General features: G+C 30.1%; 22 protein-coding genes. 10 read left to right on the forward strand and 12 right to left on the reverse strand.

The window, feature by feature from the left end; translation table 11 throughout:
• The first annotated feature begins 94 nt into the window (after positions 1-94).
• The 6 genes from IEV10_RS09495 to dnaN all read left to right on the forward strand — a co-directional run bounded on the left by IEV10_RS09495 (position 95) and on the right by dnaN (position 5,482).
• Positions 95-931, forward strand: a complete 837-nt coding sequence (locus IEV10_RS09495; RefSeq protein ID WP_188374483.1) for an SAM hydrolase/SAM-dependent halogenase family protein — start codon at positions 95-97, stop codon at positions 929-931.
• 3 nt (positions 932-934) lie between these two features.
• Complete coding sequence (locus IEV10_RS09500; RefSeq protein ID WP_188374484.1) at positions 935-1,231, forward strand: putative quinol monooxygenase; 297 nt, start codon at positions 935-937, stop codon at positions 1,229-1,231.
• Positions 1,232-1,353: 122 nt separating this feature from the next.
• Entirely contained in the window at positions 1,354-2,076 is a 723-nt protein-coding gene (gene gldF, locus IEV10_RS09505; protein ID WP_188374485.1) for a gliding motility-associated ABC transporter permease subunit GldF, read from the forward strand.
• 3 nt (positions 2,077-2,079) lie between these two features.
• Positions 2,080-2,571 (forward strand): hypothetical protein, encoded by a 492-nt coding sequence (locus IEV10_RS09510; protein ID WP_188374486.1) that lies wholly within the window; start codon positions 2,080-2,082, stop codon positions 2,569-2,571.
• Positions 2,561-4,234 (forward strand): gliding motility-associated ABC transporter substrate-binding protein GldG, encoded by a 1,674-nt coding sequence (gene gldG, locus IEV10_RS09515; protein WP_188374487.1) that lies wholly within the window; start codon positions 2,561-2,563, stop codon positions 4,232-4,234. The genes IEV10_RS09510 and gldG overlap by 11 nt, the downstream gene beginning before the upstream one ends.
• Positions 4,235-4,363: 129 nt before the next feature.
• Positions 4,364-5,482: a DNA polymerase III subunit beta gene (gene dnaN / locus IEV10_RS09520; RefSeq protein ID WP_188374488.1), complete on the forward strand. Its 1,119-nt coding sequence runs from the start codon at positions 4,364-4,366 to the stop codon at positions 5,480-5,482.
• Positions 5,483-5,552: 70 nt separating this feature from the next.
• On the opposite strand, the gene IEV10_RS09525 is transcribed toward dnaN, so the two are convergent.
• Complete coding sequence (locus tag IEV10_RS09525; protein ID WP_188374666.1) at positions 5,553-5,891, reverse strand: DUF4870 domain-containing protein; 339 nt, start codon at positions 5,889-5,891, stop codon at positions 5,553-5,555.
• A gap of 237 nt (positions 5,892-6,128) precedes the next feature.
• Here IEV10_RS09525 and IEV10_RS14460 point away from each other — a divergent pair, with 237 nt between their 5' ends.
• Complete coding sequence (locus IEV10_RS14460; RefSeq protein ID WP_188374489.1) at positions 6,129-6,326, forward strand: LytTR family transcriptional regulator DNA-binding domain-containing protein; 198 nt, start codon at positions 6,129-6,131, stop codon at positions 6,324-6,326.
• 233 nt (positions 6,327-6,559) lie between these two features.
• Here the strand turns inward: IEV10_RS14460 and IEV10_RS09535 are convergent, their stop codons facing one another.
• The gene (locus tag IEV10_RS09535) at positions 6,560-6,709 is read right to left on the reverse strand and encodes a hypothetical protein (protein WP_188374490.1); all 150 of its coding nucleotides are present in this window, start codon (positions 6,707-6,709) and stop codon (positions 6,560-6,562) included.
• 242 nt (positions 6,710-6,951) lie between these two features.
• Here IEV10_RS09535 and IEV10_RS09540 point away from each other — a divergent pair, with 242 nt between their 5' ends.
• Complete coding sequence (locus tag IEV10_RS09540; RefSeq protein WP_188374491.1) at positions 6,952-7,620, forward strand: helix-turn-helix domain-containing protein; 669 nt, start codon at positions 6,952-6,954, stop codon at positions 7,618-7,620.
• Between the two features lie 65 nt (positions 7,621-7,685).
• Positions 7,686-9,056, forward strand: coding sequence for a serine hydrolase domain-containing protein (locus tag IEV10_RS09545; RefSeq protein WP_188374492.1), 1,371 nt, complete (start codon positions 7,686-7,688; stop codon positions 9,054-9,056).
• 175 nt (positions 9,057-9,231) lie between these two features.
• On the opposite strand, the gene IEV10_RS09550 is transcribed toward IEV10_RS09545, so the two are convergent.
• Positions 9,232-10,158 (reverse strand): alpha/beta fold hydrolase, encoded by a 927-nt coding sequence (locus tag IEV10_RS09550; protein ID WP_188374493.1) that lies wholly within the window; start codon positions 10,156-10,158, stop codon positions 9,232-9,234.
• A 69-nt stretch (positions 10,159-10,227) separates the two neighbouring features.
• A complete protein-coding gene (locus IEV10_RS09555; RefSeq protein ID WP_188374494.1) occupies positions 10,228-11,142 on the reverse strand; it encodes a hypothetical protein in 915 nt (304 codons plus the stop codon).
• A gap of 106 nt (positions 11,143-11,248) precedes the next feature.
• Here IEV10_RS09555 and IEV10_RS09560 point away from each other — a divergent pair, with 106 nt between their 5' ends.
• A complete protein-coding gene (locus tag IEV10_RS09560; protein WP_188374495.1) occupies positions 11,249-11,740 on the forward strand; it encodes a MarR family winged helix-turn-helix transcriptional regulator in 492 nt (163 codons plus the stop codon).
• 915 nt (positions 11,741-12,655) lie between these two features.
• On the opposite strand, the gene IEV10_RS09565 is transcribed toward IEV10_RS09560, so the two are convergent.
• The 8 genes from IEV10_RS09565 to IEV10_RS09600 form a co-directional block, all read right to left on the reverse strand.
• Positions 12,656-13,273, reverse strand: a complete 618-nt coding sequence (locus tag IEV10_RS09565) for a DUF3108 domain-containing protein (protein WP_188374496.1) — start codon at positions 13,271-13,273, stop codon at positions 12,656-12,658.
• Between the two features lie 162 nt (positions 13,274-13,435).
• Positions 13,436-13,945, reverse strand: coding sequence for a hypothetical protein (locus IEV10_RS09570; protein WP_188374497.1), 510 nt, complete (start codon positions 13,943-13,945; stop codon positions 13,436-13,438).
• Positions 13,946-13,972: 27 nt separating this feature from the next.
• Positions 13,973-15,157, reverse strand: coding sequence for a serine hydrolase domain-containing protein (locus IEV10_RS09575; protein ID WP_188374498.1), 1,185 nt, complete (start codon positions 15,155-15,157; stop codon positions 13,973-13,975).
• Complete coding sequence (locus IEV10_RS09580) at positions 15,154-15,618, reverse strand: hypothetical protein (RefSeq protein ID WP_188374499.1); 465 nt, start codon at positions 15,616-15,618, stop codon at positions 15,154-15,156. Before IEV10_RS09580 ends, IEV10_RS09575 begins: the two co-directional genes overlap by 4 nt.
• A 134-nt stretch (positions 15,619-15,752) precedes the next feature.
• The gene (locus IEV10_RS09585; protein ID WP_188374500.1) at positions 15,753-16,136 is read right to left on the reverse strand and encodes a nuclear transport factor 2 family protein; all 384 of its coding nucleotides are present in this window, start codon (positions 16,134-16,136) and stop codon (positions 15,753-15,755) included.
• Positions 16,137-16,203: 67 nt separating this feature from the next.
• A complete protein-coding gene (locus IEV10_RS09590; RefSeq protein WP_188374501.1) occupies positions 16,204-17,310 on the reverse strand; it encodes a DUF2911 domain-containing protein in 1,107 nt (368 codons plus the stop codon).
• Between the two features lie 322 nt (positions 17,311-17,632).
• A complete protein-coding gene (locus tag IEV10_RS09595; protein ID WP_188374502.1) occupies positions 17,633-18,658 on the reverse strand; it encodes a helix-turn-helix domain-containing protein in 1,026 nt (341 codons plus the stop codon).
• A gap of 187 nt (positions 18,659-18,845) precedes the next feature.
• Entirely contained in the window at positions 18,846-19,766 is a 921-nt protein-coding gene (locus IEV10_RS09600) for a TPR end-of-group domain-containing protein (RefSeq protein WP_188374503.1), read from the reverse strand.
• Positions 19,767-19,926 lie beyond the last annotated feature (160 nt).

The following is a 19,926-nucleotide window of genomic DNA, read 5'->3' on the forward strand; positions in this document are numbered from 1 at the left end:
GTGAATATATCAGTTCAATTTTATTAGCTTTGTGCATCAACAAATCTAATAATTTAATCTCTCGATTGGTTAAAAAAATATTAACAATCTGTAAATGCCAATAATAACTTTAACTACTGATTTTGGAGAAAAAGACCACTTTGCAGGTACTGTTAAAGGTTCTATTTACAGTGAGCTTTCTGATGTTAGAATTGTTGATGTTTCGCATTCTATTTCGCCATTCAACATTATAGAAGCGGCGTATACGATACAGAATGCCTACAGCAGTTTTCCTGAAGGCACCATACATATTATTGGTATAGACTCTGAGCTTAGCCCAGAAAATAAGCATATTGCGGTAAAATTAGACGGTCATTATTTTATCTGTGCCAACAATGGTATCATGAGTATGATTTGCCAGGACATTGCTCCAGAAAAAATTGTTGAAATTAACATACACGATAAGATACAGACGAGTTTTCCTGTTTTGGACGTTTTTGTAAAAGTGGCTTGCCATATTGCAAGAGGTGGAACACTAGAAGTGATTGGAAAAGTTATTAACAATATAAAACCAATCAAGTATTTAGTGCCCTTTGTTAATGACGAAAAAACACAAATTATAGGCACTGTCATCCACATTGATAATTATGGAAATGTGATTACTAATATTAAACGTAAATTTTTTGAGGGCGTGCAAAAAACACGCAATTATGAAATTGCTGCAAGAAACTACAAGTTTAAAAAAGTGCATGACCGTTATGGCGATATTATAAATTTTGATATCCCTGAAGACAAACGCAATGATGAGGGAAAAGCACTTGTCGTTTTTAATGCCTCAGATTATTTAGAAATCGCCGTTTATAAAAGTAACTGTAGTACTGTTGGAAGTGCATCAACCTTAATGGGTTTAAAAGCTATGGACACGGTAACTGTAAGTTTTGATAAAGTATAAAAGATGTTAGTAAGGATTGTAAAAATGAGTTTTCAGCCTGAAAAAGTAGATGAATTTTTATCTAATTTTGAAGCTAATAAAACAAAAATTAGAGCTTTTGAAGGTTGCCATTTTTTAGAATTATATAGAGACCAGAACAATAGTAATATCTTTTTTACGTATAGCTATTGGGACTCTGAAGATGATTTAAATAATTATAGACATTCAGATTTATTTAAAGGTGTTTGGGCAAAGACAAAATGCTTATTTAATGCAAAACCTGAAGCTTGGAGCGTAGATAAGCTCGCTTCGCTTAAGTGATAAGTGATAAGTGATAAGTGATAAGTGATAAGTGATAAGTGATAAGTGATAAGTGATAAGTGATAAGTGATAAGTGATAAGTGATAAGTGATAAGTGATAAGTATAAAATATCAGAATTAAAATGTTAGCCATACTAAAAAAAGAAATAAACACATTTTTTGCTTCACCCATTGGGTATTTAGTAATTGCCGTCTTTTTGGTACTCAATGGTTTGTTTTTATGGGTATTTACAGGAGAATTTAATATCCTAGATAATGGCTATGCAGATTTATCATCGTTCTTTTTGTTAGCACCATGGATACTTATTTTTTTAGTGCCTGCAGTAACTATGCGCAGTTTTAGTGATGAGAAAAAGCAAGGCACATTAGAGCTTTTAGTCACAAAGCCCCTATCGCACCTTCAAATTGTATTGGGCAAATACTTTGGCTCATTTTTATTGATTGTGATTGCTTTAGTACCAACATTACTTTATGTGTATACAATAAGTAAATTAGGAAACCCAGTGGGTAACTTGGATATTGGCAGTACCATTGGCTCCTATTTTGGTTTGTTATTCTTAATAGCCTCATATACCGCTATTGGTCTATTTGCATCAAGTATAACGGATAATCAAATTGTGGCTTTTATCGTTGCTATTTTTATATGTTTTGTATTCTATTTTGGTTTTGATGGCATAGCGAGTTACAACCTTTTTGGTTCTGGGTTTGACATCGAAAGTATAGGCATGTCTTCGCATTATAAAAGCATGAGTCGTGGTGTTATAGACACAAGAGATTTGATTTATTTTATAAGCATAGCCGCATTTTTTATAGTATTAACCAAACTAAATATTAAAAAGGATTAGATTATGATTATAACACCGCTTTTAGTCATATTTATGCTCGTCGTTTTTATACTGCTTTTTCTGTTTTTGAATACTGTAGACAAACGCAAATGGTTAACAGGTTTAATTAGTTTGGTATTAACGCCTTTAGCCTATTTTCACCTCTTATATCCGTTTATAAATATCGTAAGTAATTACCATCACCAAAAGTATTTTGATGCTGAAGCTTGGCTAGAAAAACCAGCTTTACGATATGAAATGATAGATTTCACTATTGAATCTGACACACTTAAAGGAAAATCAAAAACAGAAATTGAAACGCTTTTAGGAAAAGCCGAATGGTTATCATGGGATGATGCAAAAAAGATGCATGATGACAATAAATGGAATTATGGTTTAGGTATAGAACCTGGAGCATTTACTGAAGAAAAGAGTAATGTCGAAATTATATTTAATAATAATAAAGTCGTACGTTTAAAAACCTATACAGAACCTATAACTTTTGATGAAGAATAGAAAGTCAAAAATCATACATATTGCGACAGTTCTTGTCGCTATTATTGCTTTAAATATCATTGGCAATAGCATGTTTAAGCGTTTTGATTTGACAAAAGATAAGCGCTATACACTATCTGAAACCTCCAAATCTATTATTGATTTGGCAGACACACCTTTAATTATAGACATTTTTTTAGAAGGAAACTTACCATCAGAATTTAAGCTGTTACAAATTGAAACCAAACAACTTATTGAAGAGTTTCAGACTTTAAATCCTCTAATAAAAGTTAATTATATAGACCCATTAGAAGACGAAGCAAATCGTGATAATATCATTCGAGAATTAACAAAAACTGGATTAGAACCTTATGTAAATAGTAAAAAAGTAAGTGGTAAAATTACTCAAGAACTCATATTCCCATGGGGTTTTGCAAGCCATAAAGGACGTACAATTAAGATTCCGTTATTTAAGAAAAGTGTTACTGAAGATTTGCAAACACAAATGACAAATTCTATTCAGCAGTTAGAATATAATTTTGCAGATGCCTTTGACCAATTAACAAAAGAAAAGTCTAAAACAATTGCTGTATTAATTGGCAATGGGCAATTAGGTGATTTATATGTTAGAGATTTTTTAAAAACAATTCAGCCTTATTACAATTTAGCACCTTTTACATTAGACTCTGTGGCTAGTAATCCACAAACTACTCTAAACCAGATAAAGCAATACGATTTGTTGATTTCTGCAAAGCCATCAGAAGCATTTACAGAAAACGAAAAACTTGTTTTAGACCAATACACCATGTCTGGCGGCAAAAGCTTATGGCTAACAGAAGGTGTTTTTATGGACCGCGATAGCTTGTACAATGATTCTGGTTCATCAGTAAGTATTGCAAAAGATTTAAACTTAAATGATTTTTTCTTTCAATATGGCGCAAGAATTAATCAAAACTTAGTTAAGGACTTGTATTCAGCTCCTATTCCATTAGCTATTGGCGAAGGTAGAAATACGCAATTTCAACCTGTGCAATGGCAGTATTCGCCTTTGGCATCTTCTAATTCTAATCATCCCATAAGCGATAATATAGATTTAGTAAAGTTTGATTTTGCAAGTCAGATAGATACTTTAAAAAATGACATAAAGAAGACCATTCTATTGCAAAGCTCAGAACGTACAAAATTAGAAGGGCCATTAAAAACCATCTCTTTATCATCTGTAACGCAACAACCAGATGAGAAGAATTATAATCAAGGTAAACAGACATTAGCTGTCTTACTTGAAGGTGAATTTAATTCTGTATACAAGAATAGAGTCTTACCATTTGATGTAGAAAACTTTCAAGACAATGGACAACCCGCAAAAATGATTATTATCTCTGACGGAGATGTTATTAAGAACGAGGTGCAAAGAGGTAGGTCACTTCAATTAGGTTTTGAACGTATTACTGGACGAACGTTTGGCAATAAAGAATTTTTACTCAATGCCGTCAATTACCTTTTAGACGATACTGGACTTATAAACATTAGAACAAAATCAGTAGACATTGCATTTTTAGATTCTGATAAAGTCGAAAAGCAAAAAAGTACGTGGCAGTTTATCAATATTGCTTTGCCATTATTACTATTAGGCGTTTTTGGGTTTATTTTTAGCTATTTCAGAAAACGTAAATACAACAAATAACCGTCTTGTTTTAAGGATAATTTTGCGATTTCTAGAACAACTTTTTGTTAATAAGTTTGTTTCATAAAGACAAGTGATTAAGATATATTTGTAAGGATTAATGATTCGTTAAAAATCGAAAGCATACAGATGAAATTTATAGTATCAAGTACATATTTACTAAAACAGCTTCAAGTTTTAGGCGGTGTAATTAACAGTAGTAACACCTTACCCATTTTAGATAATTTTCTATTTGAATTAAAGCAATCAAGTCTTACGGTTTCTGCTAGTGATTTAGAAACAACAATGTCGTCTAAGGTAGACGTAGAGAGTGACTCTGAAGGTAGTATTGCACTACCAGCTCGTCTGTTATTAGATACATTAAAAACATTTCCTGAACAACCCTTAACGTTCGTTGTTGAAGATAATAATACTGTTGAAATTAGCTCTAATCATGGTAAATATGCACTAGCTTATGCTGATGGTGCTGAATTTCCAAAAGCTGTGGCTTTAGATAATCCAAGTACAACAAGTCTGGAAGGTGATATCTTAGCAACTGCGATTAGTAAAACAATTTTTGCTGCTGGTAATGATGATTTAAGACCTGTTATGAGTGGTGTATTCTTTCAGTTTTCGCAAGATAACTTAACCTTTGTGGCCACAGACGCTCACAAACTAGTAAAATATACGCGCGAAGATGTTTCTGCTGATGCTGTTGCAGAGTTTATTATGCCCAAAAAACCTTTAAATCTTTTAAAAGGTATTTTGGCAGGTAGTGAAGAAGCCGTAACTATAGAATATAATGACTCTAATGCAAAATTTACATTTAACAATTCTGAATTGGTATGTCGTTTAATAGATGGTAAATATCCTAATTATGAAGCTGTGATTCCTAAAGAGAATCCTAATAAACTCGTTATAGACCGTACACAATTTTTAAACTCAGTACGTCGTGTTAGTATATTCTCAAATAAAACAACACATCAGATTCGTTTAAAAATCGCTGGTGCAGAATTAAATATTTCTGCAGAAGATATTGATTACAGTAATAAAGCCGAAGAGCGCTTAAGTTGCGATTACCAAGGCGATGATATGCAAATAGGTTTTAACTCTCGTTTCTTAACCGAAATGATTAACAATCTTAATGCAGATAATGTACAATTAGAAATGAGCTTACCTAATCGTGCTGGTATTTTAACTCCAACAGATGGTTTAGACGAAGGTGAACATGTTACAATGCTTGTTATGCCTGTCATGCTTAATAATTAAAAAGCTTAGAACATAAATGAAAAAGGCTCACCAATTGGTGAGCCTTTTTTGCATCTCTGTAATAAAATAACTAACTAACAAAATTAAGAGATAATGGGTAGCTAGGTGGTTCTCCATTGCTAGCTTTTATAGCGTTTATTATTGGAAATATTAATGAGAATAAACCAACAAATATTAATATTAAAATTCCTATACCAAACAGTAATATGAGAGGTACACTAATAATACAGTAAACAATGACGCTTAACTGAAAATTAATAATTGCTTTACCATGAGCATCCATACCTTGTACTCTATCCTTTTGAGTCGCCCACAAAATTAAAGGCACAATTAAGCCACCAAAGCCTGTAAAACAAGTAAGTAGTTGGCATAAGTGTGTTACAACCAACAATTGGTTGTCTCTTCGCATTGATACTTCGTAATAATTAGATTCCATGATTTGCAATTTTACTATATGACGCAATGATTATAATAATGTTACAAAAAAGAGCACATTTCTGTACTCTCTTATAGCGATTAAAATTCATATAACGCAATCCTTATTCCCCTTATTAGCTTCACTAGACTTAAATTTAACCAAAAACGCTTAACTACTATTATGTTTTGAAATTTTATTATCTAAGTAAAACTAAACCTTAAGAACTAATTGAAGAACTTTGAGCTACTCTTAGATTCAAATACTTTTTTTAGAATAAATAGAAGTGAAATTATTAATATAAACTTTGTAAAAAAGTATAGAAGTTATATAAAAAATAGATTAGAAATAGAATTCAATATAGAGATAAACAAATTATATACATCCAATAGTCGTTCTTTAGATTTTAAAAACTGGTTAGATAGATAACTATATTATTTAAAACCTCAATAGATACTTTAAGAATCTAAAAGAGTTAAAAATTAGTAGCATAACATCTCTTCTTTTTGTCTGTTTTTTGTTGCAAGTACATATCTAATAAAATTGCTAATTAGTTTACAGTAGCTATGACAATTCCATACTTTTGTATATAGTATTTATGGAATATAATTTCAATATATTTAATATCCTCATAAGCTTTGGTATGCTTCAGGGGTTTGTATTTAGTATTTTCCTTTGTTGGAAAAGTAGATTAAGAGGTACTCATGCTTTTTTAGGACTAACTGTACTTTTCCTGGCTTTTTATCTTCTCTGGGTTTTAAAATATGACATTGGCTTTCAATATCAAATACCCAAATTACAATTTCTGCCATTATTATTTCTTTGGGGGCTCGGACCTATTTTTTATGCATATTTGCGATCTCTCATAGGAAAATCTATATCTAAAACTTTGTTAAAAATCTTTATCGGTTTTTTGTTATTAGAACAGCTCTATTTTAATTCTTTTACAATCATTATGTGGCTAAATGAGTGGCAGGTGTCAAAACTGAGTCGCTTCGAATATATTTGGACTCGAAATGTTTTTAACGTAGAACATATAATAGGACTCACAATTATGGGCATCTATCTTTATAAAAGCTACAAGTTACTTAAAGTTGGAGGTGTATTTTATGCCTCTAACAAAATCCGAAACATTCTACTTTGTTTTGCTTTATTATGGATTATCTGGGTACCGTACACTATTGTAGATATAATGTATTATGATTTTGGATTTCCTCCATCTGGATTTTATGTTTTTTACATCTATTTTGCGATATTAACATATGGGATTGGTTTTTTTGGATTCAAAATAAATGACCAAACCTATGAGAAAGTAGCACCCCCTAATACAGGTAAGTGTATTCAAAAAACAAAGGAAAGTAAAGAAATGAAATCTTTGGCTTCCAGTATTAAAACAACAATGCAAGAAGGGAAATTATATTTAGACCCAAATCTTAGTCTTTCATCTTTTGCTCATATGATTGATTTACATCCTAATAAAGTTTCAGCTATTATTAATTCTACTCTTGGATATTCTTTTCGGGATTTTATAAACAAATACCGAGTAAAGGAATTTGAAGAACAACTAGCATTTTACGATTTACAATCGAGAACCCTCTTGAGTTTGGCTATGGAATGTGGTTTCAACTCAAAAGCTTCCTTCAATCGAGCTTTTAAAAAATTCAATAATTGTACTCCGCAAGAATTTGTTGAAAATTATAAGAAAAGAGGGGTCAAAATGTAAAATGAGTCGATTCATAGATTCAAAAATAGGTTCTTTGGACTTTTATTCAATCAAAAATTTACAATATGAAAAAGACCATTTTTTCCGTATGCATTTACTTATTGGGAATGTTTTTAATAGTTGCTCAGGAGCAAAAAGATTTTAATTTCGAAGAATTCGTAGAGAAGGCAGATAGCTATATGAAGGCTATAGAAAATATCGGTGAGTTTAGAGGGACTGTGCTAGTAGCAGAAAAAGGAGATATCAAATTTCACAAAGGTTATGGAATGGCAAGTGAACGATTCGATATTCCAAATGGACCACAAATTAAATATCGCATTGGTTCTATTACAAAAAGCTTCACAGCTATATGTATTCTACAACAAGTAGAAAAAGAGAGAATAAATCTAGACGACCCTGTGGACAAATACCTTCCTAATTATCCTTTTGGAGCACAAATCAAAATAAGGAATTTGCTTTCGCACACATCGGGACTTAAAAGAGATATCGACTTTCCTGATAAAACCAAAAATTACCCATTAAGTGAACAGGTGCGTATGACCTATGTAGATTCCTTATTGTATAGTCCAGGGTCAAAGTCTACATATTCTAATGGAGGTTATGTGCTATTACACGCCATTCTTGAAAAAGTAAGTGGAATGGATTATAAATCCTATGTTACCAAATATGTATTGGAACCTATGGGACTAAAACAAACGGGAATAGAGTATACTTTAATGCCCCCAAAAGGTTTGGCAGATGGTTATAATAATGGCTCTAATCGTGATGGCAATTATTCAATTGTAATGGGCTATTTACAATCTCACGGCTACTCAGATGCTGTTGGGGCTATGTATTCCACTACCGAAGATCTTTTAAAGTTTTGCAGACAAATAGGGAAAAGTAAGATTCTTTCTGAAAAAAGCTGGAAACTAGCACTAACACCGGTCGTAAAAAATAAAGGTGGATATAATTGGGGTTTAGGATTCAATATTTTGAAAGGAAAAACTACTACCGCTTACAATCATAATGGAAGGACAACAGGATTTAGAGGGGGATACTATCAATTTAATGAAGATGATGTAACTATTATTATATTAGGTAATTATAACAATGCCGCAAGAGAAACAATTGTCTCCGCATTTCAGCGAATACTATTAGATAGGGAATACTATCAACCAACTCTGCATAAGGTCAAGGACTTACCAATAAAAGAGTTGAAGAAATATGTAGGTAAATACAAAACGAATGATTTTCAGTTTGAAATTTTTGAATTTAAAAATCATTTATACGTTAGTTCTCATGGAGACGCTCCAGCACGTATTGAAAATTTTGGTGAAGATGCATTCTTCTGCAAATATTTTGATTTGGAATTAAAATTCAAAAGAGAGAAAAATCGTATTATCGGTTGTAATTGGGTTTTTAAAGAAACCTCAATGCCAGCAAAGAAAATATAAAGGCCAATATTAAAGAAAGAACCTATAGAATCTAGTGGTATAACTTTGAAGCACTAAAAAATTAGAAATTCAGATTGGATATAAAGTAAAACTATATAGAGAATTAGTGTTAAAACACAAAGAGTAAATTAAAGTTAACATACCTATTAATACTTTATATTTTTTATTAGTAATCTTAAAGTTTAATTTTACCTTCTTTAACCATTTGTATTATAACTCTATCAGGACCAGCGTGACCTTGGTCTGAAGTATAAACAGGTACATTTTTTGACTTTAAAAAATCTAGCTCTTTTTGTGTCAATGCTCCAATTTGTGGGTCGTTCGTAGCATAAGCATAAACCACGTTTGACAAATCCATGTCAGCTAGTTCTTCAGTGAACTTATATTTACCAAGAGCAGCTTTCATAAACTGCTTTACTCTAGATATTTTATGATAATATTCTCCTCTATTTGGATTACGCACTCTTGTTGTATCAGGAAATATCATCGTCTTACCATCGTGTAAAAATTTAGAATTATACCCTTTTAAAAAATACTTCACTTGCATAGGGTCTGAATCTAGTCTTCCAGCACTTATTATTATTTTATCTACATTATTTCCATATTTTGTTAGATAATATGGGATTAAAATTGCTCCCCAAGAAGTGCCAGCTAAAATAACTTTCTTATTGCGACTCTTAAAGTAGTTTATAGTTCTAGCCAAAGCTTCTGTCTCATTATTAACTTCTAATTCTCCCATATCATGAGTAAACTCGTGTTTCCAGTTGTATATTGAAGGGTTGAGGCCGTTTACTTGATGAAGATGCACCCTGTAATAGTTGTAATAATCTGGTAGAGCTGACCAAATATCTATACCATTTGTTTGAAAATAAATCTTGTTATGTGGTCCACCTTCAATTACAATAAAGGCAGTATCACTATTCATATCGCCTTCGCCAATCCAAAGATTAGTAGTGTCTTTAGGCAATACTGTGGGTAGGTAATTGAGTTCTTTTTCTGCTTTTGCAGACAGTATAACAGGGTTCTTTTCTTGAGTATTACAAGAACTTAAAAAGATTATAATTCCTGTTAAGACTAGATGATTTTTTATTATTGCTTTCATTTTTTTGATTTAATGATTGTTTAAATAACCGATATCAATTTAGGGGTTGCTTTGATACAAATTGTTTCATTATAATTTAACTGTTTCATTTGTTAAAAGCTCTAAAAGAAATGCATCTACACCAAAATGACCTTTATCATTACTATATACAGAAGCACTTTTAGACTTTAAAAACGCTAATTCTTTATCTGTTAACGCGCCTGAATAAGTATCATTTGTAGCATAGGCATATACTACGTTTGATAAGTCTTTACCAGCAAGTTTCTCAGTAAATCGTTGCCTTTTCATTACACCTTTCATAGTCTGGGTTACCTTTACTATTCTTGAGTATCGCTCCTGCTTCAAAGGATCAGGTGCATTTAAAGTATCTGGTGCAATTGGTGTTTTACCGTCATTAGTAAAGGTGGCTTGAAATCCTTTCAAATGATATTTATAATGCTCTTCATTAATATCTAATCTACCAGCACTGATTAAGTATTTATCAGCATTGTTTCCATATTTGGCTATATAATCTTGTATGACAAATGCACTCCAAAACGTACCTATTACGATTACCTTTTTATTCTTTTCTTTAAAATGCTTAATGGTTCTTGCTAGAATCTCTGTACCATTATCTATCTCAACTTGAGCCATATCTTCGGTAAAGTCATACTTCCAATCATATATACCATTATTTAATGTAGTCGCTTGATGAATGTGTGCTCTGTAATAGTTAAAATAATTTGGTAGTCTTGACCAAATCTCTTTAGCACGCCAATCAAATGTTAATTGAGCTTTTGGCCCACTTTCTGCAATAATGAGAACTGTATCGCTATTTAAATCACCTTCACCAATGTAGAGCTGACTTGTATCTTCTGGCAATACAGTGGCTTCATAATTTAAATCGCCTTCTATCCTGCTTGACTGATAGATTTCATTTTTTTCTTGAGAATTACATGCATTCAAAAGAAACATAAGAACTAATAATGATAAATAATTTTTCATGCTTTATTGTTTTTAAAAATATCTTTATATCAAGATACTTTGCAAATATATAAAATTTATCTTTATATCAAGATATTTTTATATTTTTGAAAGAAAATTTTGTTCTATGAATAAAAATGATATTATCGATTCTCTAGTTTTAGACTGGCAAAAAGAACGTTCAGACCTTGATGTCTCGGCTATGTCTGTAGTAGGACGAATCTTAAAATTGGGTAAAACTCTCGAAAAACGTGCTGGTTTAGTGTTAAAAAACATTGATTTATACTATACTGATTTTGATGTTTTAGCAACTTTACGACGTTCAGGCAACCCCTATCAGCTTACACCAAAAGAGCTAATGGAATCTGTTTTAATAACCTCAGGTGCTATGACCTCTTTACTAGAACGACTGACTAAACTAGACCTCATTTATAGAGAAACGGATGAAAAGGATAAACGTGTAAAACGTGCTATACTTACTGAAAAAGGTATAAAACTAATAGATGAAGCTGTTGAGCTACGTTTTAATGAAGCTAATAAATCCATAGACTATTTAAGTAATGATGAAAAAAAAACACTATCAGAACTACTCAAAAAAATGATTTTAAATATTGAATAGATTAAATACTATACTAGATATTTTTGAAAATGGAACACTATCAGAACTACTCAAAAAAATGATTTTAAATATTGAATAGATTAAATACTATACTAGATATTTTTGAAAATGGAACACTAATATTTTTAACCTGTGATTAAAATAAAATTTATGCGCTATTGTTTTTTCTTAATTTATGAACTAATTCTAAAACCTTATTCTAATAGTTAAATAGCTTAATTTTAAGATGTTGAGTCTTGTCTATTATTTTATCCTATTTACCAATACAGAAAGTAATTTATTATTATTAATAGTACTTTAAAGCCCAAAGAGACAAAATTGGTACATTAAAAATCAAAATAGATTAAAATATATAATAGTATTTATTCCTACTAGAACCTCATTCATAATTTTGAAATATACCTAAATAACAACATCTTGATTTTGTTAATTAAAATCAATCTATTATATAGCCTAAATGGCTACTAGTTTTTATGTTGATATTCATATTTTCAAAAAATAATGATAGTTTTTTTTCATTTACCTAACTATATCTTGGGTTTTAGGAGCAATTGGTGAAGAAATAAGTTTTAGCTGTTTTTTTAATGAATCGGATAGCAGCCTTATATAACAATACTAAAGCTGGCTGGATTTTGGCAATTATATTATCTAGTGCTCTTTTTTGCTGGAGACATACAGAGCAGGAGATTTCTGGCTGGTTTTAGAAGTTTTAAATGCCATAATTTAATAGTATTTGTTAGATTAATAAGAGCCTCTTCATTCCAATTATAGCACATGGTATTTCCAACACAATGGGACTAGTTATGATTTACTTTGGCACTTATCTATGTGTCTATTAATCAAGTACATTAGAATTAACATTAAATTATCTTACTAAACACCATTAAACTTGTTTAGATTACAGCGAATTTAAAATCATAGTTTAACCAATTCAATAATTAGTGGTTGATCAACAACTTCGACCTTTACTATTCGCTTAGGGAATTGTTTGCTTATATAAATTATATTAGATACTACATTCTTAATTCCACTTCTGAAGGTTACTTTATGACAATCAAAAGTTCCTGCTGGTACAGTAACCACTTCATCCCCTGCGTACATTAGTTTCATTTCATACGCTAAGGCTGAACTTAGAAAAAAAGTATTTATTTTTTCATCTAACTTTGTTGGGTCAGTTATAGTATGTATTAATCCAAAAATTTCTGGCCGTAAAATTACTCTAGAAGTATAAGTCGTATCTATCTTCTTTTCTGTCAAATTTCCATTATTAATTGAGAAATTCCCTTTCAAATCTAAACTACTCTTACGTTGAATAGCTACATCTAATGAGAAATTACTTCCTTTCATTTTCATATCAACCATTTTTGAAACCAGATTTTTTTTGTCCATTTTCAACACAAACTCTTCTTGAATTATGTTAAACAAAACTGATATGTCTTTCAAAATGATTTCTTTTTCATTTACCTCTGTTTCCCAAATCCAATACCCAACTATCTTACCGTTTTTTGTCATGTTAAATGAGTCTTTTCTCATTTCTAAGAGCTTTAAATCAACTTCTTTATCTAACCATAACTTGGTTTGAGAAAAAATTAGGTTTGAAAAAAAAATCATTAAAAGAACTAAAGGGAATTTATTTTTAATCATACAGTTTTTAACTTTTTTATTAATTGATTTTTAAGATTCATTACTCTAATTTTACATTTTGAGGTATGCTTCAGGTATATCTGGATAAGATGTAGTATCACTAAAGATAGTAGAATAAATAAGCCACCCTTTTTTAGGATCTTTAATCAACTGAAAAGTGTTTACTCCTCTAATGGTTTGTTGTTTATCTCCAGCTTTTATAGTAAATTCATATGGACTAAAACGAACTGCAACTCCACCATAAACATGTGTAATGTGACTCAACTCTTTTTCAACAAATGATTTTACATTATACTTCTTGAAGTTCTCTTTATTCTTATTGGTGAAATCTGCTTCTTTGAACATCTTTATTTGAGTCGTATCTACAGCTCCCACTATTGCTTCATGATAATGAATTGCCTTAAGTGTTTTATAATCAGGACTTTTAGTTTTAGTAAAAGAAATAGATTTATAAAGTTTCATTATTATCTCGTCAATATGTTTTCTATCCTCTTCTTGATTTTGAGAAAAACAAAAAGTTGTTAATACTAAAGCTATGAATAGTGTGCATTTAATTTTCATGATATATAGTTGTTGAATTTTATAATTTTAATTTAAAATGGAAGGCAAGATATCTCCCCAAAGCATTGATTCTGATTTTCTAGTTACAGCCTCATTACCTGCAGTTGTTACGATAACCATATCTAAATGTGGAATGACCCAAATGTATTGCCCTGCGTGTCCAATAGCATAGTAAATATCTTTTGTTCCTAATGTATTATACACATAATGATTCTCTGAATATCTCCACCAATGGTAGCCATAGTTATTATTATCTGTAATTCTAATTTGGCTTGAAGTAGAAGTTTCAATCCAATCTTCAGAAATAATTTGAAGGTCATTCCAATGCCCATTATTTAGATATAGTTCTCCAAATTTTAGCATATCTATCGGTCTTAAAAATAGCTCTCCAGATGTCCATGTAAGTCCATCGTCACCTCTAAGCCAATTCCATTCTTCAATTCCGACTTTAGAAAATAGATTATTTGCAGCATACTGCTCAGCAGATAAACCCGTTTTATTCTTTATAATTCCAGACAGCAGAATACTACAACCACTATTATAAGTAAAGTGTGTACCTGGATTATGCGATAATGGCAAATTGAGCATATACTTTATCATATCATTACTCTCCCAAAGAATTGTAGCAGAATTATTTGGGTTGTCATATGGATATGTCCATTCATTCCATTCAAATCCAGAACTCATTGTTAAAATATTTTCTAATGTTATATTTTCCTTTTCATTGCTTAAATTTTCTATTTGTGAATACTCAGGAAAAAAATCTAATAGTTCTTCATCCAAGTCATTGATATCATTACTATCTATAGCAATACCTATGAGTGCAGATGTCACACTTTTGGTTATAGAGTATATACAATGCAATCTATCTCTATCATATCCTCGAAAGTATTTCTCTAAAACAACTTCATTTTTTCTTGAAATAATTATACTATGAACATCTCCAAAATAACCATTATCAATTTTTGAAACTAAGCTTTGTAACTTAATTGTATCAAAGTTTTGTTTATGAGCTTCTAAGTACTTATTGTTGCTAGATAAACGGCCATTATAATCGACATCGACCGAATGATTATCAATTATCGCACAACAAATAAATAAGATAGATACAGTGCAAATTGATATACCCTTAATCACTCTAACTTTTAAATTAAACTTCATTAAATATGCATTTTTTATTTGCTCTAAAAACATATTGCTTTTATGCTTCATGAATGGTCTGTTATTATAAGATATTTATTATTATATCTCTTCATTATAACAGAAAACCAATTAGAAAACGGTTCTTTTGAATCTTTAAAAGTCAAATTAAATTTACCAGTCACAAAGAATAAGTCTTCGGCTAATTTTCTATAATGATAATTTTCAAATGATAATTTCCCCATATCTCTCTTAGGGAAAGATTTTTTAAATTGTCTTAAAATGTTTTCATATCCAAATGTGACTCCATTCTTAGATATCATTTGTACGGTATCTTTTGTTGAATATGCTTTCATATAACACTCAATATCCTCATTGTTCCAACAAATCACAATATCGTTAAAGGTATTCATTATCATCTCCTTATCTTTATCCAAAGACTTATTGATTTCTAATACCGTATAGAAGTCTTTATTTTGATTACAAGCAGAAATAAAAATTGCAATCAAAATGCTTATCATATAATTTTTCATTTATTTTTCTCTTGCAAAGAGTAAATAACCTGTAGACAAACTTTCAATAATTTTAATACAAGCTGTAAAATTTAAAAGTCTTAAGACAAATATTAAACAATATCTAGCAAACAAAATTTCTTATTGAATATTTATTAAATGTTCATCATTTTTTCAATTACTTCTCTCCATTCTGGCGTATCAAAAAACAATCTGGATTTTATAATTTTATTTCCTCTAATAGTAAAAACTTCTGCTGTTCTTGTATTCTCTACAGTAGGTATGTCTGTAGTAAAATTATATAGTGCTAAAACGTCATCCCTTTCTTCAATGAGTTGCTCAATCTCTATACTTTTAATAATCATAATGAACTTCTCAAAAGACAACATAAAATTGTCAGCTCCAAAATGCTCTTCTATTGGTCCTTTAAAGTGAAAATCGTCATCAAGTAAAGATCTACATCCTGAAAAATCATGATTTATTTGTGCATTTAGGTAAGCTTTAACCAGCTTTTTATTTCCTGTATTTTCAGTACTCATTGTTTAATTATTTCTCTAACTATTTTATTCTTTTTATTAATCAGTTTAATTTTTATTAAAACTTCAATTAATTAGGGATTTTATAAATACCAGCTTTCATCTCCTTCACAACTGTATTAAAACGATTATGATAATGCTGAGGTGCCTTTGAGATAACTTCCTCAATAATACTAATAGCCTCTTCAGTGTTTCCAAGGAAATATCTAGCCAATCCTTCATTAATAGCTAAAAACCATGTGTCTGAAAACTTCTTTCTTGCCTTTATAGCAAAGTCTAATGCTGATTCGTATTCTTTGAAATTAAGTAGCTCTCTACCAAATTGAAATGCTTCTCCAGGAGAAGAATAAATGGATTCAATATCATTTACCACTGCTTTAAAATCTTTATCCTTTTTTAATCTTTTTAAAAGCCTAGCTTTAGTATTTAAATTTGAAAAATTCTTATTAGCAGCAAAACCACCATAACCACCATTAATAGACCTTTCTGCCCATTGTAATGCCTCTTCTATATTAGTGTTGTGATTTAAGCACCATGTGGCTGCGTCATTCCATGCTTGCCAATGATATGTATTTATTCCTCTCAACTCACTTCTAAAACTTTCAACAACTGTTTTGTTGATGTCTACTTTTACTTCGAAGGGAATCCTCCTATCTGCCCATTCCAAGCCTATGGTGACTGAGTTTGCTTTCCAATCAAAAAACTCATAATCTAATTTCTCTGAGAACGGACTCTCTTCGGAATTCACATCAATGCTTAAAGTTATATCCTTATCAATATCCAAATAATAACTACCCCATAAGTTATTATTATGAGCAAAAAGTAAAGTATAGACATTATTACTTTTTGGTATAATATGAAAACCATACTTACCTTTTTTCAATGCCATGCCTTCAATGATTACATCAGTTGAAAACTCAATAGTTGTATTCATATTAGCACCTGCTCTCCATGGTATAGGCTCTCCTTCTTGAGGTATAACATTTGTGTCGTTCCAAACATCTCTGTTATTTACTGTAGGGCTACAATACGAAATTATAATGTCTGTTACTCCAAGCCGTTGTTGTTCTTTTACTTCATTGCTTAACTGTGGAATTTTTAAGGTATGAAATTGTGCATTTCCTATTTTAAAAAATAACAACAGTATTAAGATGCATAAGATTTTGATTTTGCTCATAATTTAAGTAGTGATTTTATTTTCGCTAAAAGTAAAGCTCATTAAATAGTCAAGTATCTTTATTTCGAAAATCAGGATATGAAAACTTTGTTTTTAGTATATCATTAACTTAATTCACTATTAAAACTTTCTTCATCATAACCGTTAGCAACATAATACAAGTTTGCTTATGTTTATTCAATATTAGATAGTCATTAGTATTACAGAAGATTCTAAATAAAAATATGCTTATATAATGTTTGTTTGGGAATTCATAGATTACAGAATATTAGAACTCTATAATTACAATCGATTCAATTACTTAAACTGGTAATTAGATTAACTAAGCAGATGTTAAATTACTTTTCACTTGAAAATGTTTATCTTGATAATCTCTAGGACTCATTCCTGTTTCCTTCTTAAATGCAACATAAAATGCAGAAGGTGAATTAAAGCCAACCTCATAAGCAAGAGCTTCAACCTTAATTTCTTTGCGATTCCTATTGTTTAGCAACATAGTTTTTACATCTTCAATTCTAAAATGATTTACTACTTCTGGAAACCTTTTACCATAAAGCTGCTTTACTGATTGTGTAACTAAATATATTGGTATTTTACTGTCAATTGAAAATTTAGTTAGTGTTATAGATTTTTCCATATATAACTTTTCTTCTTCAAAGGCTTTTTTAACTTTTTTCAATATACTTAAAGGCACTAAGTCAGTATTTTTTTTAAAGATTATCGGGGATTTTAGTGCTGCAAAAAAAATATAATAAATGGACAATGATGCTAATCCAGTCCATAGTGCGTATTGTAAAATAAAAGGTGTTATATGTTGTATCAAAAAGGAAAACCAAATTACACTTATTACCAATAGTAAACGACTATTCCAAAGTTTGATATTTGTCTCATGATATGTATTTCTAATATGTATAAATAGCGAGGCTAATAAATAAGCTAAGAAGATAAAAGTTGCTGTTTTATAAAGCATTACCACATACTTAAAGTCAACAAATAAACATGTAATAGTACCAATTACAGGGATAATGAAATGCATCCATGTTTTAAAATAAAACTCTATTTTCTTATTTACCATTCTACACATATATACATATAACAATGGTCCAGCACAACTAAGACCTAAAAACCCAAAGGAAAGACCTAAAGAAAAAACATCAATAAAAATAAAATGGATAATAGACTTAATAATTCTTAACCCTATAGCTATAAACAACAATCCTAATAAAGTATTCTCATATTTATCTCTCTTTTTAATAAGAATTAGATAGACAGCTATAAAAAAGTTCGTAGTAACGGCGATGCCTGAAAAAATTCCCAAAAGGACAATATTTCTATCTATGTCATACATAATTAAATTTACTATAATTTTGACTTTAAATAAAAAACTGTAGCTATGACTACACTTAATTAATTTACCTCTTTAATTCTTATTAAATCAACTCTAATTACAAAACCCTCTAAACATTTATATACTATATATTAAATTTTATAATTCTTAATGATTCTATTTAATCATTTAAATAACAGAAAATAAACTATTCTGATTTGAAATTATTAATATATTCTCTCAACTTCTCTATTGTAGGGGCATTCAGTCTTCTTCGTTCTAAAGTTGAAACAGCAGTAGTATCTATAAGCTTAGGGTCTAACATAATTTTATGATTCATCGTTACAGATATTCCTTGTGTACCATACCACTGTGGCTTATCTTGGCTTAACAAAAGCCTATCTTTAGTTGCTGCACATAACCAAGGTGCCATTTCATGAGTTGAATCAAACTTCAATGACTTCTGGGCTAGTTTATGTGCTATTTTATAATCTTCTGTTTTTGAACCATGATGCATTATCATGGCTGCTTTGTAATAATCATATCCAGATTTTAGTTTATCATTTTCTATAAATTTCATAACTTTAAATCGACGAATTGAATCTTGTACAATCACTTTCAAATTATTGTATTGGCCGTTTAGACGTACTTGCTGATCTTCGCTATACAATTTTGCTAATTCTTTGTTATGCTCTTTATAGTAAAGAACTAATAAAGGGCTTATAAGCTTTGTCCACTCATCAGAATCTTTAATAAAGGAAAGCTTTTCATCAAACTCTAATTTACTCATGTCTGACCATCCATTATTTATAGACTCTTTCAAATATTTTACAGCTTTATCCTTAATCTTGAACATAGAAAAATAGCAAGCTATCTCATAATAAGCTAAGCTTATCTCTTTATCTTCAAACTCTCCTTTATCTATGGCTTTAATCAATAGATTTGCTGCCTCTTTATATTGTTCTTTATACTTAGCAATCTTTGATTTAAACCTATATTTTGTAGTGTCACCGCTAATTTGAAACATTGTAAAGTTTTGTCCACTTCCTTTTTTAATAGTAACAGTGTGTTGAGAATAAATATTATTGTTATACAAACACATAATAGCCATAACCATTATAATTTTCATGATATTTTGATTTTTATATATAATCCCTGGGGAAATTTAGAATAAATATAGAATGATTCATTTAGCGAAAAAGTTAGTTAACTATTGATTTGACAAATCAGGACGTTAATTTTTGTTAACATCGATGAACTACAAAAGTTTGAGCTAAACATTTAATAAC

The organism is Winogradskyella haliclonae, from assembly GCF_014635865.1.
GTDB classification, from domain to species: Bacteria; Bacteroidota; Bacteroidia; order Flavobacteriales; family Flavobacteriaceae; genus Winogradskyella; species Winogradskyella haliclonae.

What these genes read in the sequence shown, in the direction of transcription:
- IEV10_RS09570 (WP_188374497.1), bottom strand. Translation starts at nt 13,945, where the DNA reads ATGAAAATTAAATGCACACTATTCATAGCTTTAGTATTAACAACTTTT.
- IEV10_RS09525 (WP_188374666.1), bottom strand. Translation starts at nt 5,891, where the DNA reads ATGCGAAGAGACAACCAATTGTTGGTTGTAACACACTTATGCCAACTA.
- IEV10_RS09510 (WP_188374486.1), top strand. Translation starts at nt 2,080, where the DNA reads ATGATTATAACACCGCTTTTAGTCATATTTATGCTCGTCGTTTTTATA.
- IEV10_RS09545 (WP_188374492.1), top strand. Translation starts at nt 7,686, where the DNA reads ATGAAAAAGACCATTTTTTCCGTATGCATTTACTTATTGGGAATGTTT.
- IEV10_RS09555 (WP_188374494.1), bottom strand. Translation starts at nt 11,142, where the DNA reads ATGAAAAATTATTTATCATTATTAGTTCTTATGTTTCTTTTGAATGCA.
- IEV10_RS09500 (WP_188374484.1), top strand. Translation starts at nt 935, where the DNA reads ATGTTAGTAAGGATTGTAAAAATGAGTTTTCAGCCTGAAAAAGTAGAT.
- IEV10_RS09495 (WP_188374483.1), top strand. Translation starts at nt 95, where the DNA reads ATGCCAATAATAACTTTAACTACTGATTTTGGAGAAAAAGACCACTTT.
- IEV10_RS09590 (WP_188374501.1), bottom strand. Translation starts at nt 17,310, where the DNA reads ATGAGCAAAATCAAAATCTTATGCATCTTAATACTGTTGTTATTTTTT.
- IEV10_RS09550 (WP_188374493.1), bottom strand. Translation starts at nt 10,158, where the DNA reads ATGAAAGCAATAATAAAAAATCATCTAGTCTTAACAGGAATTATAATC.
- gldF (WP_188374485.1), top strand. Translation starts at nt 1,354, where the DNA reads ATGTTAGCCATACTAAAAAAAGAAATAAACACATTTTTTGCTTCACCC.
- IEV10_RS09540 (WP_188374491.1), top strand. Translation starts at nt 6,952, where the DNA reads ATGGGCATCTATCTTTATAAAAGCTACAAGTTACTTAAAGTTGGAGGT.
- IEV10_RS09580 (WP_188374499.1), bottom strand. Translation starts at nt 15,618, where the DNA reads ATGAAAAATTATATGATAAGCATTTTGATTGCAATTTTTATTTCTGCT.
- IEV10_RS09595 (WP_188374502.1), bottom strand. Translation starts at nt 18,658, where the DNA reads ATGTATGACATAGATAGAAATATTGTCCTTTTGGGAATTTTTTCAGGC.
- IEV10_RS09565 (WP_188374496.1), bottom strand. Translation starts at nt 13,273, where the DNA reads ATGAGAAAAGACTCATTTAACATGACAAAAAACGGTAAGATAGTTGGG.
- dnaN (WP_188374488.1), top strand. Translation starts at nt 4,364, where the DNA reads ATGAAATTTATAGTATCAAGTACATATTTACTAAAACAGCTTCAAGTT.
- IEV10_RS09560 (WP_188374495.1), top strand. Translation starts at nt 11,249, where the DNA reads ATGAATAAAAATGATATTATCGATTCTCTAGTTTTAGACTGGCAAAAA.
- IEV10_RS09535 (WP_188374490.1), bottom strand. Translation starts at nt 6,709, where the DNA reads ATGGCAGAAATTGTAATTTGGGTATTTGATATTGAAAGCCAATGTCAT.
- gldG (WP_188374487.1), top strand. Translation starts at nt 2,561, where the DNA reads ATGAAGAATAGAAAGTCAAAAATCATACATATTGCGACAGTTCTTGTC.
- IEV10_RS09585 (WP_188374500.1), bottom strand. Translation starts at nt 16,136, where the DNA reads ATGAGTACTGAAAATACAGGAAATAAAAAGCTGGTTAAAGCTTACCTA.
- IEV10_RS09575 (WP_188374498.1), bottom strand. Translation starts at nt 15,157, where the DNA reads ATGAAGCATAAAAGCAATATGTTTTTAGAGCAAATAAAAAATGCATAT.
- IEV10_RS09600 (WP_188374503.1), bottom strand. Translation starts at nt 19,766, where the DNA reads ATGAAAATTATAATGGTTATGGCTATTATGTGTTTGTATAACAATAAT.